Origin of the sequence: Neorhizobium sp. DAR64860/K0K1 (genome assembly GCF_050500205.1) — a bacterium.
In the GTDB taxonomy this organism is placed as follows: Bacteria; Pseudomonadota; Alphaproteobacteria; order Rhizobiales; family Rhizobiaceae; genus Neorhizobium; species Neorhizobium soli.
Genome location: NZ_CP191459.1, coordinates 3,105,995 through 3,122,943 on the forward strand (window position 1 = coordinate 3,105,995; position 16,949 = coordinate 3,122,943).

18 protein-coding genes are annotated in these 16,949 nt (G+C 60.1%); 7 read left to right on the plus strand and 11 right to left on the minus strand.

Annotation, left to right across the window (positions count from 1 at the left end):
* Window positions 1–2 precede the first annotated feature (2 nt).
* From ACQY1J_RS19630 to ACQY1J_RS19670, 9 genes are all read right to left on the minus strand, one after another.
* A complete protein-coding gene (locus tag ACQY1J_RS19630; protein WP_062580105.1) occupies window positions 3–941 on the minus strand; it encodes a type II secretion system F family protein in 939 nt (312 codons plus the stop codon).
* Between the two features lie 48 nt (window positions 942–989).
* Window positions 990–2,003, minus strand: coding sequence for a type II secretion system F family protein (locus ACQY1J_RS19635; protein WP_430250627.1), 1,014 nt, complete (start codon window positions 2,001–2,003; stop codon window positions 990–992).
* 35 nt (window positions 2,004–2,038) lie between these two features.
* Window positions 2,039–3,535, minus strand: a complete 1,497-nt coding sequence (locus ACQY1J_RS19640; RefSeq protein ID WP_062454118.1) for a CpaF family protein — start codon at window positions 3,533–3,535, stop codon at window positions 2,039–2,041.
* Window positions 3,536–3,562: 27 nt separating this feature from the next.
* Window positions 3,563–4,852, minus strand: a complete 1,290-nt coding sequence (locus ACQY1J_RS19645) for a CtpF protein (protein WP_113109332.1) — start codon at window positions 4,850–4,852, stop codon at window positions 3,563–3,565.
* Between the two features lie 25 nt (window positions 4,853–4,877).
* Window positions 4,878–5,594, minus strand: a complete 717-nt coding sequence (locus tag ACQY1J_RS19650; protein WP_062578688.1) for a CpaD family pilus assembly protein — start codon at window positions 5,592–5,594, stop codon at window positions 4,878–4,880.
* Window positions 5,595–5,607: 13 nt separating this feature from the next.
* A complete protein-coding gene (locus ACQY1J_RS19655) occupies window positions 5,608–7,164 on the minus strand; it encodes a type II and III secretion system protein family protein (protein ID WP_184654230.1) in 1,557 nt (518 codons plus the stop codon).
* A gap of 13 nt (window positions 7,165–7,177) precedes the next feature.
* On the minus strand, window positions 7,178–7,984 hold the full coding sequence (gene cpaB / locus ACQY1J_RS19660; RefSeq protein ID WP_062454122.1) for a Flp pilus assembly protein CpaB: 807 nt from the start codon (window positions 7,982–7,984) through the stop codon (window positions 7,178–7,180).
* Window positions 7,985–8,103: 119 nt separating this feature from the next.
* Window positions 8,104–8,622 (minus strand): A24 family peptidase, encoded by a 519-nt coding sequence (locus ACQY1J_RS19665; RefSeq protein ID WP_062454123.1) that lies wholly within the window; start codon window positions 8,620–8,622, stop codon window positions 8,104–8,106.
* Between the two features lie 102 nt (window positions 8,623–8,724).
* The gene (locus tag ACQY1J_RS19670; RefSeq protein ID WP_062454124.1) at window positions 8,725–8,895 is read right to left on the minus strand and encodes a Flp family type IVb pilin; all 171 of its coding nucleotides are present in this window, start codon (window positions 8,893–8,895) and stop codon (window positions 8,725–8,727) included.
* A gap of 415 nt (window positions 8,896–9,310) precedes the next feature.
* On the opposite strand from ACQY1J_RS19670, the gene ACQY1J_RS19675 reads away from it, so the two are divergent.
* From ACQY1J_RS19675 to ACQY1J_RS19705, 7 genes are all read left to right on the plus strand, one after another.
* On the plus strand, window positions 9,311–9,709 hold the full coding sequence (locus tag ACQY1J_RS19675; RefSeq protein WP_092664131.1) for a pilus assembly protein N-terminal domain-containing protein: 399 nt from the start codon (window positions 9,311–9,313) through the stop codon (window positions 9,707–9,709).
* 157 nt (window positions 9,710–9,866) lie between these two features.
* On the plus strand, window positions 9,867–10,520 hold the full coding sequence (locus tag ACQY1J_RS19680) for a TadE/TadG family type IV pilus assembly protein (protein WP_430250628.1): 654 nt from the start codon (window positions 9,867–9,869) through the stop codon (window positions 10,518–10,520).
* Window positions 10,520–11,110, plus strand: a complete 591-nt coding sequence (locus tag ACQY1J_RS19685) for a TadE/TadG family type IV pilus assembly protein (RefSeq protein WP_062454127.1) — start codon at window positions 10,520–10,522, stop codon at window positions 11,108–11,110. Before ACQY1J_RS19680 ends, ACQY1J_RS19685 begins: the two co-directional genes overlap by 1 nt.
* Window positions 11,111–11,224: 114 nt before the next feature.
* The gene (locus ACQY1J_RS19690) at window positions 11,225–12,445 is read left to right on the plus strand and encodes a phosphopentomutase (RefSeq protein WP_430250629.1); all 1,221 of its coding nucleotides are present in this window, start codon (window positions 11,225–11,227) and stop codon (window positions 12,443–12,445) included.
* Complete coding sequence (locus ACQY1J_RS19695) at window positions 12,442–13,428, plus strand: adenosine deaminase (protein ID WP_113167005.1); 987 nt, start codon at window positions 12,442–12,444, stop codon at window positions 13,426–13,428. The genes ACQY1J_RS19690 and ACQY1J_RS19695 overlap by 4 nt, the downstream gene beginning before the upstream one ends.
* A 59-nt stretch (window positions 13,429–13,487) precedes the next feature.
* Window positions 13,488–14,117: a uracil phosphoribosyltransferase gene (gene upp / locus ACQY1J_RS19700; protein ID WP_062454129.1), complete on the plus strand. Its 630-nt coding sequence runs from the start codon at window positions 13,488–13,490 to the stop codon at window positions 14,115–14,117.
* 113 nt (window positions 14,118–14,230) lie between these two features.
* Window positions 14,231–14,755 carry a TIGR02281 family clan AA aspartic protease gene (locus ACQY1J_RS19705; protein ID WP_184654340.1) on the plus strand — a complete coding sequence of 175 codons (525 nt, stop codon included), beginning with the start codon at window positions 14,231–14,233 and terminating at the stop codon, window positions 14,753–14,755.
* Between the two features lie 3 nt (window positions 14,756–14,758).
* On the opposite strand, the gene deoA is transcribed toward ACQY1J_RS19705, so the two are convergent.
* Both deoA and deoC read right to left on the minus strand, forming a co-directional pair.
* Entirely contained in the window at window positions 14,759–16,069 is a 1,311-nt protein-coding gene (gene deoA / locus ACQY1J_RS19710) for a thymidine phosphorylase (RefSeq protein ID WP_430250630.1), read from the minus strand.
* 5 nt (window positions 16,070–16,074) lie between these two features.
* Complete coding sequence (gene deoC, locus ACQY1J_RS19715; RefSeq protein WP_430250631.1) at window positions 16,075–16,845, minus strand: deoxyribose-phosphate aldolase; 771 nt, start codon at window positions 16,843–16,845, stop codon at window positions 16,075–16,077.
* Window positions 16,846–16,949 lie beyond the last annotated feature (104 nt).

The window sequence follows — 16,949 nt, forward strand, 5'->3', positions numbered from 1 at the left end:
GGTCAGAACCGGTCGGAGACCTGGATGCCAGCCGGGCCGAGGATAACGGCGATGAGGACCGGCAGGAAGAACAGGATCATCGGGACGGTCAGCTTTGGCGGCAGCGCCGCAGCCTTCTTTTCCGCATCGTTCATGCGTTCGTCACGGCCTTCCTGAGCCAGAACGCGCAGAGCCTGCGCGATGGGCGTACCATAGCGTTCGGCTTGGATCAGCGCCTGCGCCACGGCCTTCACAATATCAAGCTGAGTGCGGATGCCGAGGTTTTCGAGAGCCGTGCGCCGATCCTGGAGGAAGGACAGCTCCGCCGTGGTCAACACCAGTTCTTCCGCCAGTTCAGGCGATTGGGTGCCGATCTCCTCGGCCGCCCGGCGCATGGAGGCTTCGATCGAGATCCCTGACTCGACGCAGATCAGCATCAGGTCGAGCGAATCGGGCCAGGCTCTCTTGATCGAATGCTGCCGCTTTTTCATACGGTTGGAAATATAGATGTTGGGAGCGTAGAAGCCCAGATAGCCGAACCCGATGGCCGCCAGCATGCGGATGGCAATCGGTTTGGATTCCAGATTGCCAAGCACGAAGATCCACACCGCGGCTGCTGCGAGGAAGCAGAACGGCAGGATGAAACGCGCCGCCAGGAACAAGTTGAGGGCGTTCTGGGTGCGCAGACCTGCGGCGCGCAGCTTGTTCACCGTATTGGCATCGACAAGCGCTTCGCGCAGATTGAACCGGTCGACGATGTGACTTGCAGAGCGGTTGTTCTGGGTGCGCAGCGATGCCTTCGACAGATCGTTCATTCTTGCGCGCTCGCGGGCACGGATCGCATCACGCTCGGTCGAGACTGCTTTCATGCGCTTGTCGAGCGTTCCCTTTTCCATGAAGGGGATCGCCAGCGTGTAGCAGGTCGCAAACACTGCGACGGCGACCAGAAGCGCAAACAACATGGCCGGATCGGTTAAAGTGGCGGCGAGATCCTTCACGTGCGGTTCTCCTCAGATCTCGAAGTTGATCATGTTGCGCATCACGAAAATTCCGATGCCCATCCAGACTGCGGAGAAGAGCATGATGATATGGCCGCGTGGGTCTGTAAAAAGGATCGATATGTAGTCCGGCGAGGTCAGATAGACGAGCGTCGACACGACGAAGGGCAATGAGCCGATGATCCACGCGGAAGCCTTGGCTTCCATCGACAGCGCCTTCACCTTGGCCTTCATCTTCTTGCGCTCGCGCAGGACGCGCGAAAGATTGCCGATCGCTTCGGAAAGATTGCCGCCAGCCTGGCTCTGGATGGCGATGACGATGGCGAAAAAGTTGACTTCCGAAAGCGGCATCGTCTGCAGCATGCGTGCGCAGGCTTCGGGGATGCTGAGGCCGATCTGCTGGGAGTCCACCACGCGCCGGAACTCGGTCTTAACCGGCTCCTGACCATCCGACGCGATCAGCCGGATGGCATCATTGAGCGGCAGTCCCGACTTGATCGAGCGAACCATGACATCCAGCGAATTGGCGAACTCGTCCAGGAACTTGGCCTGACGGCGTTTGATCAGGAAACCGACGACCCAGCGCGGAAACCCAAGGCTCGCCGCAAACGCGGCACCGGTGGCGCCAAGCAGCGGCAAGCCGGCGATCAACGTCACCAGAAAGACGAAAAGTCCGAACACGGCGCTGTAGACGTAGAAGCGTGGGACGGTGAGAGACAGACCGGTCTGCGGCAGCCGCGCCTTCAGGCTGCGGTCGCCCATCTTCTTGTTTTTTTCCTGCTGCTGCTTTTCGAGGTCCTTGAGACTGTCCTGGACCGACTTGCGGCGCTTGGAAAGCTCCTGGACCCGATCCCGCGATGCCTTCATGCGGGTCAGGTCGGTTTCCGCACTCTTGACCCGGCTCAACCGCGCATCGGTCTTTTTCTCGACCTCGATGCGGGAAAACAGCAGCGCATAGCAGACCGCACCGGCGGCTACAGCCGCCAGAGCGATGATCAACACAACGGTCAAATCCAGTCCGAACATCCGTCGCTCCCGCGAGACCTATCTCTGATCCGCTCTCAAGATTTTACCATTTCCATCGCGTCGAGAGCTGCCGCCAGACGGCGCTCCTCGCCGAAGTAGCGTGCGCGATCCCAGAAATGCGGCTTGGCAATACCGGTCGATGCGTGGCGGCCGATCAGGCGACCATTGGCATCCTCGCCTTCGATTTCGTAGCGCATCAGGTCCTGGGTGACGATCACGTCGCCTTCCATGCCGATCACCTCGGTAATCTGGGTGATGCGGCGGGAACCGTCGCGCAGACGTGCCGCCTGGATGATGATGTCGACCGATCCGGTGATGATCTCGCGAACGGTCTTTGCCGGCAGGGTGAAGCCGCCCATGGCGATCATCGATTCCATACGGCTCAGGCATTCGCGCGGCGTGTTGGAGTGGATCGTTCCCATCGAGCCGTCGTGACCGGTGTTCATTGCCTGCAACAGGTCGAAGACTTCAGGTCCGCGCACTTCGCCGACGATGATGCGTTCCGGGCGCATACGCAGGCAGTTCTTGACGAGGTCGCGCATGGTGATCTCGCCCTCACCTTCGATGTTCGGCGGCCGGGTTTCAAGACGCACGACATGCGGCTGCTGCAATTGCAGTTCGGCCGTATCCTCGCAGGTGATGACGCGCTCGTCCTTGTCGATATAGCTCGTCAGGCAGTTCAAAAGCGTGGTCTTGCCCGAACCGGTACCACCGGAAATGACGACGTTGCAGCGGACGCGGCCGATGATCTGCAGAACAGTTGCACCTTCAGGCGTAATCGCTCCGAACTTGACCAGCTGATCGAGCGTCAGCTTGTCCTTCTTGAACTTGCGGATGGTGAGGGCAGGCCCGTCGAGCGCCAGTGGCGGCGCGATGACGTTGACGCGCGAACCGTCCGGCAGACGGGCGTCGCAGATCGGCGAGCTTTCGTCGACGCGGCGGCCGACCTGGCTGACGATGCGCTGGCAGATCGACAGGAGCTGCGCGTTGTCGCGGAAGCGGATCTCCGACTCGATCGTCTTGCCGCCGACTTCGATAAAGGTCTGGCCGGCGCCGTTGACCATGATATCGGCGATGTCGTCGCGGGCCAGAAGCGGCTCCAGCGGACCATAGCCCAGCACGTCGTTGCAGATGTCCTCGAGCAGTTCCTCCTGCTCGGAAATCGACATCGCGAAATTCTTGATCGTGATGATGTCGTTGACGATGTCGCGGATTTCCTCGCGCGCGCTCTCGGCATCGAGCTTGGCAAGTTGCGACAGATCGATCGTATCGATAAGTGCTGAAAAGACCTGGCTCTTGGTATCGTAATACTGTTCGGTGCGGGCCTGGCGACGGCGACCGGCAGGCGGTGGCGCAAGCGGTGGCGGTGCGACGGCTTGGCGTACTCCGCCTGTATCGCGCACGGGCTCGGCCAGAATCTCCGGTGCTGTGGATTTCATGGCCGATTGCGGCGTCATGGCAGGCGGCGCAGAGACGGGCGGCATCAAGCCGACGCTCTTCCCAGAACCTTCGTTTCCGCGCTTTCCAAACATGATTTGATCCAGTCCCTAAACGTCTGACTATTTGCGGCCGAGAATTTGCATGACCTTGCCGAGACCGCCCTTTTTCGCCTTCTTCATGGCCACCCGACCGGTGACGATGTGAGCGATCTGCGAGAAGGTTTCGGCCATCGGAGATTTTGCGTCGATCTCCGAGATCATCCGACCGCTGTTTGCGGCATTGCCGAACAACTGCGCATCGAAAGGCAGGATGGCGATCGGTTCGATTTCAAGCGGCTCGACGAAATCGGCAGGCGCAATCTCCGGGCGCTTCGGCATGCCGACCTGGTTGAGGATGAGATGCGGAGCGCGGTCGTTGGGACGCAGCTTCTTCAGCGCATCGATCATGTTCTTGGTGTTGCGCAGGTTGGCAAGGTCGGGAGCGGCGCAGATGACCACCTCGTCCACCGACGCGAGAACCGAACGGGTCCATTCCGACCAGCCATGCGGGATATCGAGAACAGCCACGGGCGCCGAGCGCTGCAGGACCTCGATGATCGGCTGGAAAGCCATGCTGTCGAAATCATAGGCCCGGTCGAGCAGCGAGGGGGCGGCCAGAAGCGAGAGGTGTTCGGAGCATTTGGTCAGGAGGCGATCGAGAAAAACTTCGTCGAGGCGCTCGGGTGCAAACACCGCTTCGGCAATACCCTGGGCCGGATCCTGATCGAAATCGATATTGGCGGTCCCGAACGGCAGGTCGAGATCGGCAAGAATGGTTTCGGTGGAGAACAGGCTGGAAATGCCGAATGCGCAGTTATGCGCAATGGTCGATGCACCGACGCCACCCTTGGCGCCGACAAAGGCGATCGAACGGCCCAGAGGTTCGGCTTCCGGATCGACGAAAATGGCCGAAATCGATGCCAGCATGTCCGCCATCTCGACAGGACCGACAAGATATTCCGATATGCCGTTGCGGATCAGTTCGCGATAAAGCGGGATATCGTTATAGCGCCCGATGACGATCACACGGGTCGTCGGGTCGCAGACTTCCGCAAGCGGTGTCAGCTCGTGCAGCAGGTTTCTTGGCTCCGCATCGGTCTCGAGAATGACCAGATTCGGGGTTGGTGACGACGCAAACATGTTGGCGGCTGCAGCAACGCTGCCGCTTGTGACACGCAGATTGACTTTTGCCATGCGCCGGTCGCGGCCCATGCGGTCCATCATCCGCTGCATGGTGTCGCTTTCGCAAAAGGCGTGGATGGAAATGCGTGGAAGAGGCCGCAGGGCCTCCATGTCGCCGTTCCGCTCCGGCTCGGCGCCCGAGATGTCCTCCTGGCCGGAACCGCGAATTTCGTAGTTGATCGCGCTCATGGTTCTCTCCGGTTCAAGGCCGCCGTCAGTTGCCGTTGATGTTGATCGTCGTGCCGCTGCCACTGTCGCTGCTTGTCGTCTCGCCGCGGTAACTGCGGATCACACCGGCGCGCTGCGTGGCATCGATCGGCGTCATTCCGCGTGGAGCAATCAGGTCCGACGGGTTGGCGATCTGGGCGGCCAGATTGTTTTGCGAGGCGCAGCCGAAATTGTACCAGTTGCTGTTGTTGTAGGTATCGTTCGACAGGTCTGCCGGCCATTTGCCGCACTGGCCGGTCATCGCCTTTGTCGTGACGAAGGAAAGCCGGATCGGGGCCGCATCGCCGGTCGGCGAGGCTCCATAGCTCGTCATCAGGATGCGCTGCGGCTTGATGCCGTTGGCGATTAGGGTGCGGCGAACGTCGCCAGCCAGATGCGATGCAGCACCGGCATTGTATGAGCCCTGCGGAACCTGGACCTGGATGACGCCGGCAGGCGAGGATACGAACCGCTGTGCGAAACCCTTCACCGTGTCGCGCAGTCCGATCGTCAGGCGAACGTCGCCCGATCCAATCGGAATATCCAGCGACGATTCACCCTCCGCCAGAACGATCGGATGGCGGGTGCGGTAGTCGTCTGGAACCGAGCCGGTCGTCATGTTGTTGCCGCAGGAGGACAAAAGCGCGGCAAGTGCCGCAATGCCCAGGGCAGACCTGATTTGGCGACGCTTTGCAGCGGAGGCCGATGTCGATGTGATGGTCATGATCGATCCCCGCTTACTTGTAGATGAAGCCGACGGAGCCATGATACTGGCTGCCACCGCTTTTGGCCGGCTCATTGCGGCCGTAGATCTTGTTGACGCGGTTCAGGAAGAAGGAAGCCGCGTCGTTCTCAGGATTGAAGTTGTCATCCGGGCGAGCGATCTCGTTGCGGGCCACCGGCCTCACGAGATAGGGCGTCGCGATGATGACGAGTTCGGTCTCGTTGCGGATGAAGTCCTTGCTGCGGAACAGCGTACCGAACACCGGAACCTTGGAGATGCCCGGGAAGCCCGACATCGCCTGGCGGACGTTATCCTGGACAAGACCTGCAATGACGATCGAGCCGCCGGAGGGAAGCTCGACCGTGGTCGAGGCTTCGCGCTTGCGGATCGACATGTAGGTGTTGCCGGGAACACGCAGGTCCAAGTCGTTGCCCGTCGTTGCGGAACCCTCGTAGGTTGGTTCCGAAACGTTGGTTTCGATATTCAGACTGATACGGCCAGGTGACAAAACGACCGGCTTGAAATTCAGTTCGATGCCATAGTCCACTGACTGAACTGTTCGCGATACGGTCGTCCCTCCATCCTCTTTGCTGACCTCCTGGTCCGCCGGAAGACGGTACTCGCCTCCAACGTAAAATTTGGCCTGCTGGCCCGAAATTGCAGTCAGGCTTGGTTCAGCAAGCGTCCGCATGACGCCGGCTTGTTCCATTGCATTCATGTAGGTCGAAATGCTTGCGGCACCGATGGACCCCGCGAGGCCGCCCGAACCGAAGGTGTTGACCGCATTGCCGAGGTTGGTTGGATTGGCGAAGTTGATCGCCCCCTTGTTGCCGCTGATCGAGCCGTTGAAACCAAGCTGTTTCAGGACCTGGCGGCTGACTTCCGCAACCGTGACCTTGAGCGTGACCTGATCTTCGCCCTCGATCGTCAGCAGGTTGACGATCTGCGACTGCTGGCGGTTTTCGGCGAAGATATCCGCATCGCCGTTATTGCCCTGTGCGGTGATGTTGCGGGTGGTTGCTTCACCGCCCTTGAGGAAGGCGCGCGCGAGCTTTTCCGCCTGCGACGAATCCTGCGGCGTGCGCACCGTGCCCGACAGCACGATGTTGTCGGAGATGATCTCGACCTTGATGTCAGATTCCGGCAGGAACCGGCGAAGGTTCTGCTGCAGACCAGAGATGTCGCGTTCGATCTCGACGTCGAGGCTGACAATTTCCTCACCGTTCGGGCCGAACACGAAGATATTCGTCTGCCCGACGGTCTTCCCGAACAGGTAGATGCGGCGCGAGGTTCGCGTGACCGCATCGGCAAGCGAAGGATCTGCGACCAGGATGTCGTGCGCATCGGCCGGGAGATCGACAACCAGCGCCTTGTTCAAACCGAGTTGGACACGGCGTTTCACGCCAGGGCCGCCTTCGGTGATGCGGATAAGGTTGGCATCGGAAGCGGCGACTGCATCGCGGACCGACAGACCGACCGGCGCGTATCCGCCTGGAAAGCCCGATACCGACAGGCAGAGGGCTATCCCGGCGACCGAGGACCTACGAATTCTGGCTCTTAGCTTGCTCATGTGCCCGCCCCGTTCACTTCGTCTGCTGTGAGGCAGAACTTTTGACGATCGCCCCTGATTTGATGACCTGGACCTCTGCCTTGCCGCCGCCATGCAGCAGATAATCTGCTGCAACCGTATCGGCTTCCTGGGCATCCGCGACCGAACGGAGAGCAAGCGTCAGGCGCTCTGCCATCTGCTGCGCCACCGTGATGATCTTTGCCTGATCGGGGGTCAGTTCCAGCGTGGCGGTCGTTCCGACCACCGACTTGCTGCCATCCGGCGCCTCCTGGATCTGCTGGTCGATCGCGAGCACCCGGACGTTGTTGAGGACGTTTTCGGTGATGAAATTGCCGCTGTCCTTGTTCTCGCGCACCATGATCACATCGACGCGATCATTGGGGAGCACGAAGCCGCCAGCCCCGGTGGCCACGGAAATCTCGGTCGCGACAGCGCGCTTTCCGGACGGAAGCAGCGAGGACATGATGCGGCTGGAGGAGTCTGCAATCTTCTCGGCGCGGATTGGCTCGCCCTTGAAGATCGGCAGGCGAACGACAGAGCCGGCGACATCGGCGATGGCATCCGGCCGGGCGTCGCTCGTGATAAAGCCTTCGACGACGCTGCCGTTCGGCCACTCTACCCACTGGACCGACTTGTCATTGAGCCGGCTGCCGACGGGAATGTTCTCAGCCGAAACGAGAACTTTCGTCGTCGGCTCCCGCTGGATGACCGTCTCGACGAGGTCCGGGCCCTTCTGACCAGTAAGGCGCATCGCCAGCAGGCCGGCAAGACCTGCCGCTACAACTGCGACTGCGAGAATCATAAGACGAGCGGGCTTCATGAGCTTCCTCGGAGGAATACAAATCAATCCTCGAGAGCATGCGCCGGAATGGTGTAATTATGGTTAATAGGAAGCTTACGATTTGGGTTAACGCAATGTTACCCTGCCGTGCGCGTCGATTAGCTTGCGGCGAGAAGCACAAGATTGACGACAGGCGACTGCTGGAAGGTCAAGTAGCCGCCGATCGCGATCGCGATACCATAGGGAATCTTGCTTTCTGTCACCAGCGAAGCCGGCAGGCGGATCCCCATTGCCATTGCTGTATTGGCGTTTGCTCTCAACAGCAGGAAGATGAGTGTAATAAATCCGCCGACGAAGGCGACGGTCACCAGAAACGAAATCAGGGCGGGCGTAAATCCGAACCAGATTGCCGTTGCCGTCAGAAGCTTGGCATCGCCGCCGCCCATCACGTTCATCGCAAACAGCATGAAGCACACAGCAAACACGGCGGAAGCTGCGGCAATACTCATCCCATAGTCCGCCCATCCAAGACCGACCAGCGGTGCGAAGACGAGAAACGAAACGAGGATAGCGGCAGACAGCTTGTTCGGGATCTTCATGGTGAAAAGATCGCTGATGGCAGCGAGCGCAAGACAGAATGGAACGATCAAGGTTACAATGACAACCATTTCAAGCATCCTTTTGGCGCCGCGTCCCTCGATCTTATGTATCAAGGCCTAAAGCTGTAAAACCGCCCCTGGTGGGGCGGTCTACACATAGACATCACGGTTCTTAAGAACTTACTGCTGGTTCAGCTTGGTAGCGAGGTTCTTGAACTGGTTGTTCAGAGCGCCGCCGAGCGTGGTCGCACCGGCGATCAGGGCCACGGAAATGAGAGCTGCGATGAGGCCATACTCGATGGCGGTCGCACCAGACTCATCCTTCATAAAACGAGCAAAAATCTTGGACATGGAATCTCCTATTCCCACCTACGGTTCAGCACTTACCGACAACTGTTTTCCGCTGTTCGGATAACCCAAACTAACCCTAGACGATTGCTATCGACTTAACGAAGAACCTTTCCAAAGTGTTAACTCCGCTGATACGGCACATTGGGTAAACAACCCACCAACAGCATCATTCAAATCGAAAACTGCGTCCCCGAACATTATATTTATCTAATAAAATATCATAAACATGCGGATATGGGATATTTGCAGCCGCATTTTTGCACGGAAATGCCGCTCTTGCTCCTGTCATCATTGGTTAACGTTTCGGAAAGCTCAGCCTCGATATGTTTACTTAAGGCTTCATTCACCATTCCACGCCATCTTTGAGACACGACTGTTCATCGATTCAAAGGCCACCACGATGGTTGTGCGCAAAATGCTCGTTGCCTTCGCATGCCTTTGCGGCATTGCCACAAGCCTCAGCGGCCCGGCATTGGCGCAGGAAGACGGCCTTGTGCGCGTGTTCATGAATCACGCGCGGGTACTGAAACTGGATAGGCCAGTGGCCAAGGTGATTGTTGGCAACGCGGAAGTCGCCGACGCGACCGTGGCCGACCCGACAACCATCGTCCTGACGGGCCGTGCGTTTGGAACGACCAATCTCGTCCTGCTCGATGAGGACGGCAATGCGATTGCCGACGAACGTATTCTCGTCTCTATTGACGAAGGCAATACGGTTCGCGTGTACCGTCAGACCGAGCGCTCTGTTCTCTCCTGCACGCCCAACTGCGAGCAGCATGTGGAATTCAAGAATACGGCTGGTGCAACGCCCTGACGGCCTTGATCTGACACGACGCCAGACAGAAAATTGCCCAGCTGCGTCGCCCGACCTGCTCTACGTGGACACAGGTGCCTAAACTCTAATCCCATTCGGCAACGGAATATCAATATTCCCCTCCTAGTATTGCGGCTCGAATGGACCGGGGGCGGCAATGCATCAGAACGATAGGCACACTGACGGCGCTGGCGCGTCGCGCGTGCCGGCGACGCACTCTCGGCGTCCGTGGCGCCGGTTCAGCCGGTCCACGGATGGTGCCGCGGCGATCGAATTTGCGCTCCTGGCCATCCCCTATTTCGTGATCGTCTTTGCCATCATCGAAACCTTTGTTGCCTTCGCCGGCGAGCAACTGGTTGCCAATGCCGTCGACACGATGGCCCGCAAGATCAGAACAGGCAACATCACCTACGCTCTCGGCCGTCCCGGCACCGATATGGACCGGACGAAATTCCGGACCGCGTTCTGCGGCGAGATTGCGATCCTGATCAAGTGCGATGCATCGGAAATCGCGACCCCGAACAAGCTCTGGCTCGACGTTCGCAGCTTTACGACCTTCTCGGCGATCCCGAAGACGGTACCCCGGACGCCCGCAAACACCGCTTTCGGCGAACTGGATACGGCCTCCATCAACAATTATTCGCCGGGCGGGCCAAAGACCGTCAATATGCTGAGGGCCTATTACAAATGGGAGGTCATCACCGATCTGGTGCGGCCCTACATAACCAATGTCCGGCCAACCAACGGGACACGGCCCAACTACTTCCTGATCGTCGAGACGGCTGCATTCCAGAACGAGGACTATCCGTGATGGCGACCCCAACAACCAGGCGGGCTGCACAGACCGGATGGCTCTGCCGCTTCAGGGCATTGATCGTTGACACGAAGGGCGCGGGCGCCGTCGAGTTCGCGTTGATCGTGCCGCTTCTGATCTTTCTCTACATCACGGCATTCGAGCTGACGATTGCGCTCAGTGTCTCCAAGCGAACCGCGAGTTCCGCAAGCACGATTGCCGACATCACGACGCAGCAGGCGAGCGTGACCCCGACGTGGCTTGCCACAATGAAGGATGTGACGGGCAGCATCTTTGCGCCCTACGCGCCGCAGAACCTGAGCCTGAAGATCACCGGCGTGCAGCTGGACGCAAACAGCAATCCGACCGTTGCCTGGTCGTGGGATCAGTCTAACGGCAAGCCGTACGCGGTGGGCAGCACCGTCAACGTTCCGAGCGACATGCGCACAGCCAGCACGTTTCTGGTGCGTACAGAGCTATCGGTTACGCACAAGTTGCTGATGATCATGCCGGGACTGCTTCCGCCTCAGCTCCAGACGATCACGCTCAGCCGCCAGTACTACTACCGTCAACGCGTCGGAACCAGTATCGACTGTAACGGCTGCTGACGCGGTCCTCTGCTTCCCCTTTGCCAACATGATCGCGCGACTATATGTATCGCCATCCGGGCAGGTGATTTGTGTCACTTGTCCGCACAGGCGATTTCAATTTCCGGGTGACAGATGGCACGGGCCTTCCTCTTCGTTCTCGATTCCTTCGGCGTCGGCGGCGGCCAGGATGCGCAGGCGTATCATGACCTTGGCTCCAACACGTTCGGCCATATTGCCGAATTCTGTGCCGCCGGTGCCGCGGACCGAGCCGGCTTGAGGCAGGGACCGCTCAGCCTTCCGAACATGTCCTCGCTCGGCCTGCTCGAAATCGCAAAGCTTGCCAGCGGCGACTACCCGATCGGCATGCAGCGGCCCGAACGCGTCTTTGGCCTTCACGGCGCGGCAAACGAACTGTCGCTCGGCAAGGACACGCCGTCGGGACATTGGGAAATCGCCGGCACGCCGGTCACCTTCGACTGGGGTTATTTCCCGACCGAAGGCGATGCGTTTTCGCCCGAACTCGTCGAGGCGATCTGCCGCGAAGCCGATATCCCGGGCATTCTCGGCAACTGCCACGCTTCGGGCACAGACATCATCGCAAAACTCGGAGAAGAGCATGTCCGGACGGGCAAGCCCATCTGCTATACGTCCAGCGACAGCGTCTTCCAGATCGCCGCGCACGAGACCCATTTCGGGCTGGAGCGGTTGTTGAAGCTGTGCGAGACCGTGCGGACGCTGCTCGATCCCTTGAATATCGGAAGGGTCATTGCCCGACCATTCACTGGCGACACGCCGGAGACGTTCGAGCGAAGCGGCAACCGGCGCGACTATTCGGTGCTGCCGCCGGAGCCGACATTGCTCGACCGGCTGGTTTCGGCGGGCCGAACCGTCCACGCCGTCGGCAAGATCGGTGATATCTTCGCGCACCAGGGCATCAGCCGCGTGATCAAGGCAAACGGCAACCACGCCCTGATGGATGCGACGCTCGACACGATGGCGCAAGCCGAGCAAGGCGATCTCGTCTTCACCAACTTCGTCGATTTCGACATGCTCTACGGACACCGTCGCGACGTCGCGGGCTATGCGGCCGCTCTCGAAGAGTTCGACCGGTCGCTGCCGGAAGTGCATCGCCGGCTTCAACCGGGCGATATGGTGATCATCACCGCCGACCACGGCTGCGATCCGACCTGGCGCGGCACCGACCACACACGCGAGCGGGTGCCGATCATGGCGTTCGGTCCCGGCATTCGCTCCCGCTCGATCGGGCTTCGGCCGACTTTCGCCGATATCGGTGAGACAGTCGCTGCCCATCTCGGCATTCCCGCCGGAAGACACGGATGGAGTTTTCTGTGACGAAGAATTTTGTGAAGGCCGAGATCCACTGCCACATCGAAGGTGCTACGCCCCCGCATCTGGCACGGACGCAAGCCCAGAAATACGGCGTGGACATCGCCCCTCTCCTCTCCGGTGACACCTATACCTGGAAGGATTTTTCCGAGTTCATCCTGAGCTACGACGCCATCGCCTCGCTGTTCCGAACGGAAGCCGACTATGCGCTGCTGACGGAGACCTATCTCTGCGAGCTTGCCGCCTGCAACACGATCTACAGCGAGATCATCGTATCGCCTGATCATGGCGACCGCATCGGGCTCGGTGCCGACGCCTATCTCGCCGGTATCTGTGATGGGATCCATGCCGCGAAGGAAAAGACCGGGATCGAGACACGCATCATCGTGACCGGCGAGCGGCATTTCGGCCCTGACAGCGTGATTGCCGCCGCGGAATACGCTGCCCGATGCTGCAACCCGCTCATCACGGGCTTCAACATGGCCGGTGAGGAACGCATGGGTCGTGTCGCGGATTATGCGCGCGCATTCGATATTGCCCGCGACGCAGGGCTGGGCCTGACGATCCATGCCGGCGAAGTCTCCGGGGCATTCAGCGTGTCCGACGCGCTCGATCTCGTGCGTCCATCGCGGATAGGCCACGGTGTACGCGCCATCGAAGATCCCGCTCTGGTCGAGCGGCTGGTCGAGCTCGGAACCGTGCTGGAAGTCTGCCCCGGTTCGAATATCGCGCTGCAGGTCTTTCCGGATTTCGAGAGCCATCCCCTGAAAGCCCTGAAGGCTGCTGGTGTGCGGGTCTGCATCAATTCCGATGACCCGCCGTTCTTCAAGACTTCGCTTGCCCGGGAATACGACATTGCGGCGGAGGTCATGGGTTTTAGCGAAGCCGAAATCGATGCCATGACCCGTGTCGCGATAGAGGCGGCTTTTGTGGACGAGGCGACCCGCGCCGCGCTGCTTGCCAGGTTTGACGCTACAGCGGCACAATGACGACTTGCGCGCGAGACCATTTTCCCGGATGAAGACACGGATAACAGAGAGGTAAAACCATGGACGGCGTGACTGTCATCGATCATCCGCTGGTGCAGCACAAGCTGACCATCATGCGCAAGAAGGAAACCTCGACGGCCGGCTTTCGGCGGCTGTTGCGCGAGATTTCCATGCTTCTCTGCTATGAAGTGACGCGCGATCTCGACCTCACCATGGAGACGATCGAGACGCCGCTGACGCAGATGCAGGCGCCCGTCGTCGAAGGCAAGAAGCTCGTGTTCGTGTCCATCCTGCGTGCCGGCAACGGCCTTCTGGAGGGAATGCTTGAGCTGGTGCCATCGGCGCGTGTCTCGCATATCGGCCTCTACCGGGACCACGATACGCTGCAGCCGGTGGAATACTATTTCAAGGCGCCTGAAAATCTCGATGAGCGATTGCTGATTGTCGTTGATCCGATGCTCGCGACGGGCAATTCGGCGATCGCCGCGATCGAAAAGCTCAAGGAGCGTGGGGCAAAGAACATCCGTTTCCTCTGCCTTCTTGCAGCCCCGGAAGGTCTCAAGAATTTCCAGGACGCGCATCCCGACGTGAAGATCTATACGGCTTCGATCGACAGCCACCTCAATGAAAAGGGCTACATCATGCCCGGCCTCGGCGACGCTGGTGACCGGATGTACGGCACGAAGTAACGCAGTTCAGACTTTGCTTACCTAGATTTCATGCCAATGGCCCGCGGAGCTTTTCGCGGGCCATTTTTTCATTGTCCTTTGTTACCTTCAAGGCGAACTCGCAAAGGATGACCATGCTTCTGCGCACCCTTGTTTTCGCTGGCCTCGCAGCTCTGCTTGCAACGCAGATACCGGCGGTGATGACGCTTGTTGATCGCGTGCCGGAGCCTGCGAGCGGCACTGCGGAAACGCCGAGCTCTGCGAAGGCCCAACCCGCTTCCGTGTCCCCCGGCCGGGTGCGGCTGTCGGCCGATGGCAGAGGCCATTTCAGCGGCCAGTTCCGGATCAACGGCAAGACGGTGGAAGGGCTGGTCGACACGGGCGCATCGGCAGTCACCATCAACGAAAGCACGGCCCGCAAGCTGGGCTTCGGGGTCAACAGTCTCGATTTCCGGTATCAGATGAATACGGCGAACGGCAAGACAGACGGCGCGCGCATCATCCTCGATCGCATCGAGATCGGCAACGTCCGGGTCAGACAGGTCGATGCCTTCGTGCTGCGCGACGAAGCGCTTTCCAGCACGCTGATCGGCATGACCTTCCTGAAAAAACTGAAATCCTTCCAGGTCGAAGATGGCAGCCTGACGCTGATCCCTTAGCGATTACTCGACCCGGCCCAGGATGACCGGCGGCATGACAGGGGCTTCGTCAGACACCGAATAGCAGGCGGTGACGTCGGCTACGGCGCGTGCTGCATCGTCTTGCGTTGCTGCATGGACCATGGCGATCGGCTGCCCCCTGGAGACCCTGGTGCCGAGCGGGAGAATGGCATCGATGCCGACGCGGTGATCGATCGCGTCCCCGGCACGGCGCCTGCCGCCGCCAAGCTCCACCACCGCCATGCCGACTGCGCGCGTTTCGCAGGTGGCGAGAAAGCCATCGGCAGGGGCCAGAACCGGGCGAATGACCGGTGCGTCGGCAAGATAGACATCCGGCCTCTCGCAGAAATCTGCCGGACCGCCCAGCGCATGGGTCATGCGAGCAAAGCGTTCGAGGGCTGCACCGGATGACAGCGCCCGTCGCGCAACCTCTTCAGCTTCTGGCATGGTCGCAACGAGATTGCTGAGGACCAGCATTTCCGCAGTTTCGGCGATGACGATGCTTTCCAGCCGCGTCCCTGCTTTCTCTCCCTTGAGAACCGAGAGACAGTTTCTGATCTCCAGCGCGTTACCGGCTGCATCGGCAAGCGGCTGGTTCATATCCGTCAGCAGAGCCACAGTCTTCAGGCCTGCGCCATTGGCGACATCGACCAGCGAGCGCGCGAGAAGCTCAGCCTCGTCCTTTGACCGCATGAAGGCACCGCTGCCGACTTTCACGTCGAGGACCAGAGTTTCGAGACCGGCTGCGAGCTTTTTCGAGAGGATCGAAGCGGTGATCAGAGAAATGGCTTCGACCGTCGCGGTGACATCGCGGATCGCATAGAGCCTGCGATCGGCCGGTGCCAGTTCCTGTGTCTGGCCGACGATGGCGCAACCGATATCCCTGACGACGGCACGCAGGCGCGTTTCGTCCGGCATCACGTCGTAACCGGGTATGGCCTCAAGCTTGTCGAGCGTGCCGCCGGTATGGCCAAGGCCGCGGCCGGAGATCATCGGAACCGCAAGGCCGCAGGCAGCCGCGAGTGGAGCAAGCATCAACGAGACATTGTCGCCGACGCCGCCGGTTGAATGCTTGTCGGCCACCGGTCGCCCGGCATCCGACCATTGCAGAACACGACCGGAATCGCGCATCGCCAGCGTCAGCGCAATCGTTTCATCCCGCGACATGCCCTTGAAAAACACGGCCATGGCGAAGGCCGCAACCTGACCTTCGGAGATCGTCTCATCCGTCATCGCCGAAATGAATGCGGCTATGTCATTCGATGACAGAACCTCGCCATCGCGTTTGCGACGGATGATCTCCTGCGGGATCATGGCGCCTAGTAGCCGGTGGAAGCGCGGGATGCGGGTGCGCCGCTCAACACGCCGAGGATATCGTCGAGAAGGCTGGAGGCACCGAAGCGGAATGTCGATGGCATGAGCCAGTTCGGGCCCATGGTCGATTCGGCAAGCCGGAGGTAGAGATCCGCATCCGCCACCGTGCTGATGCCACCGGCCGGCTTGAAGCCGATGCGCTTCTTGGAGGCGCGGATGGCCCGCAGCATGCTATCGGCCGCTTCCAGTGTCGCGTTGACGGAAACCTTGCCGGTGGAAGTCTTGATGAAATCGGCACCGGCAGCGATCGCGAGTTCCGAGCCGCGTCCCACAAGCGATGCGTCCTTCAGTTCCCCGGTCTCGAGAATGACCTTGAGGCAGGATTGCGGGCAGGCCGCGCGCACGGCCTCGACCATGTCGGTTACCGCCTGTTCGTCGCCCGCCATCAGCTTGCGATAGGGAATGACCAGATCGATCTCGTCGGCGCCATCTTCCACCGCCTGCCGGGTCTCCTCGACCACGGAGGCGACCGGCAGGTCACCACCCGGGAAATTCACCACCGTGGCAATGCGAACCTTGTGACCGTGGCCCAGGATCCCGCGCGCATAGGCGACAAAGCGCGGCCAGATGCAAATTGCGGCCGCTGCCCCATAGGGTGTCTGCGCCCTCGCGCACAAAGTCTCGATCGCGGCATCGTCGCAGTCGTCGCGCAGGTTCGTAAGGTCAAGAAGCGAGAGCGCAAAGGATGCTACTTCGCGTGGACTATGCAGTTCCATGATCTGCCTCCCTTAAAGAGCGGACATATTTATCGTTGAAAGGATTATATGCAAGCCGTCGGGACGAGTACGGCCGCAGACGGACAGCTATCCAGCTGAATTGA

What these genes read in the sequence shown, in the direction of transcription:
- ACQY1J_RS19630 (WP_062580105.1), bottom strand. Translation starts at nt 941, where the DNA reads ATGTTGTTTGCGCTTCTGGTCGCCGTCGCAGTGTTTGCGACCTGCTAC.
- ACQY1J_RS19635 (WP_430250627.1), bottom strand. Translation starts at nt 2,003, where the DNA reads ATGTTCGGACTGGATTTGACCGTTGTGTTGATCATCGCTCTGGCGGCT.
- ACQY1J_RS19640 (WP_062454118.1), bottom strand. Translation starts at nt 3,535, where the DNA reads ATGTTTGGAAAGCGCGGAAACGAAGGTTCTGGGAAGAGCGTCGGCTTG.
- ACQY1J_RS19645 (WP_113109332.1), bottom strand. Translation starts at nt 4,852, where the DNA reads ATGAGCGCGATCAACTACGAAATTCGCGGTTCCGGCCAGGAGGACATC.
- ACQY1J_RS19650 (WP_062578688.1), bottom strand. Translation starts at nt 5,594, where the DNA reads ATGACCATCACATCGACATCGGCCTCCGCTGCAAAGCGTCGCCAAATC.
- ACQY1J_RS19655 (WP_184654230.1), bottom strand. Translation starts at nt 7,164, where the DNA reads ATGAGCAAGCTAAGAGCCAGAATTCGTAGGTCCTCGGTCGCCGGGATA.
- cpaB (WP_062454122.1), bottom strand. Translation starts at nt 7,984, where the DNA reads ATGAAGCCCGCTCGTCTTATGATTCTCGCAGTCGCAGTTGTAGCGGCA.
- ACQY1J_RS19665 (WP_062454123.1), bottom strand. Translation starts at nt 8,622, where the DNA reads ATGCTTGAAATGGTTGTCATTGTAACCTTGATCGTTCCATTCTGTCTT.
- ACQY1J_RS19670 (WP_062454124.1), bottom strand. Translation starts at nt 8,895, where the DNA reads ATGTCCAAGATTTTTGCTCGTTTTATGAAGGATGAGTCTGGTGCGACC.
- ACQY1J_RS19675 (WP_092664131.1), top strand. Translation starts at nt 9,311, where the DNA reads ATGCTCGTTGCCTTCGCATGCCTTTGCGGCATTGCCACAAGCCTCAGC.
- ACQY1J_RS19680 (WP_430250628.1), top strand. Translation starts at nt 9,867, where the DNA reads ATGCATCAGAACGATAGGCACACTGACGGCGCTGGCGCGTCGCGCGTG.
- ACQY1J_RS19685 (WP_062454127.1), top strand. Translation starts at nt 10,520, where the DNA reads ATGGCGACCCCAACAACCAGGCGGGCTGCACAGACCGGATGGCTCTGC.
- ACQY1J_RS19690 (WP_430250629.1), top strand. Translation starts at nt 11,225, where the DNA reads ATGGCACGGGCCTTCCTCTTCGTTCTCGATTCCTTCGGCGTCGGCGGC.
- upp (WP_062454129.1), top strand. Translation starts at nt 13,488, where the DNA reads ATGGACGGCGTGACTGTCATCGATCATCCGCTGGTGCAGCACAAGCTG.
- ACQY1J_RS19705 (WP_184654340.1), top strand. Translation starts at nt 14,231, where the DNA reads ATGCTTCTGCGCACCCTTGTTTTCGCTGGCCTCGCAGCTCTGCTTGCA.
- deoA (WP_430250630.1), bottom strand. Translation starts at nt 16,069, where the DNA reads ATGATCCCGCAGGAGATCATCCGTCGCAAACGCGATGGCGAGGTTCTG.
- deoC (WP_430250631.1), bottom strand. Translation starts at nt 16,845, where the DNA reads ATGGAACTGCATAGTCCACGCGAAGTAGCATCCTTTGCGCTCTCGCTT.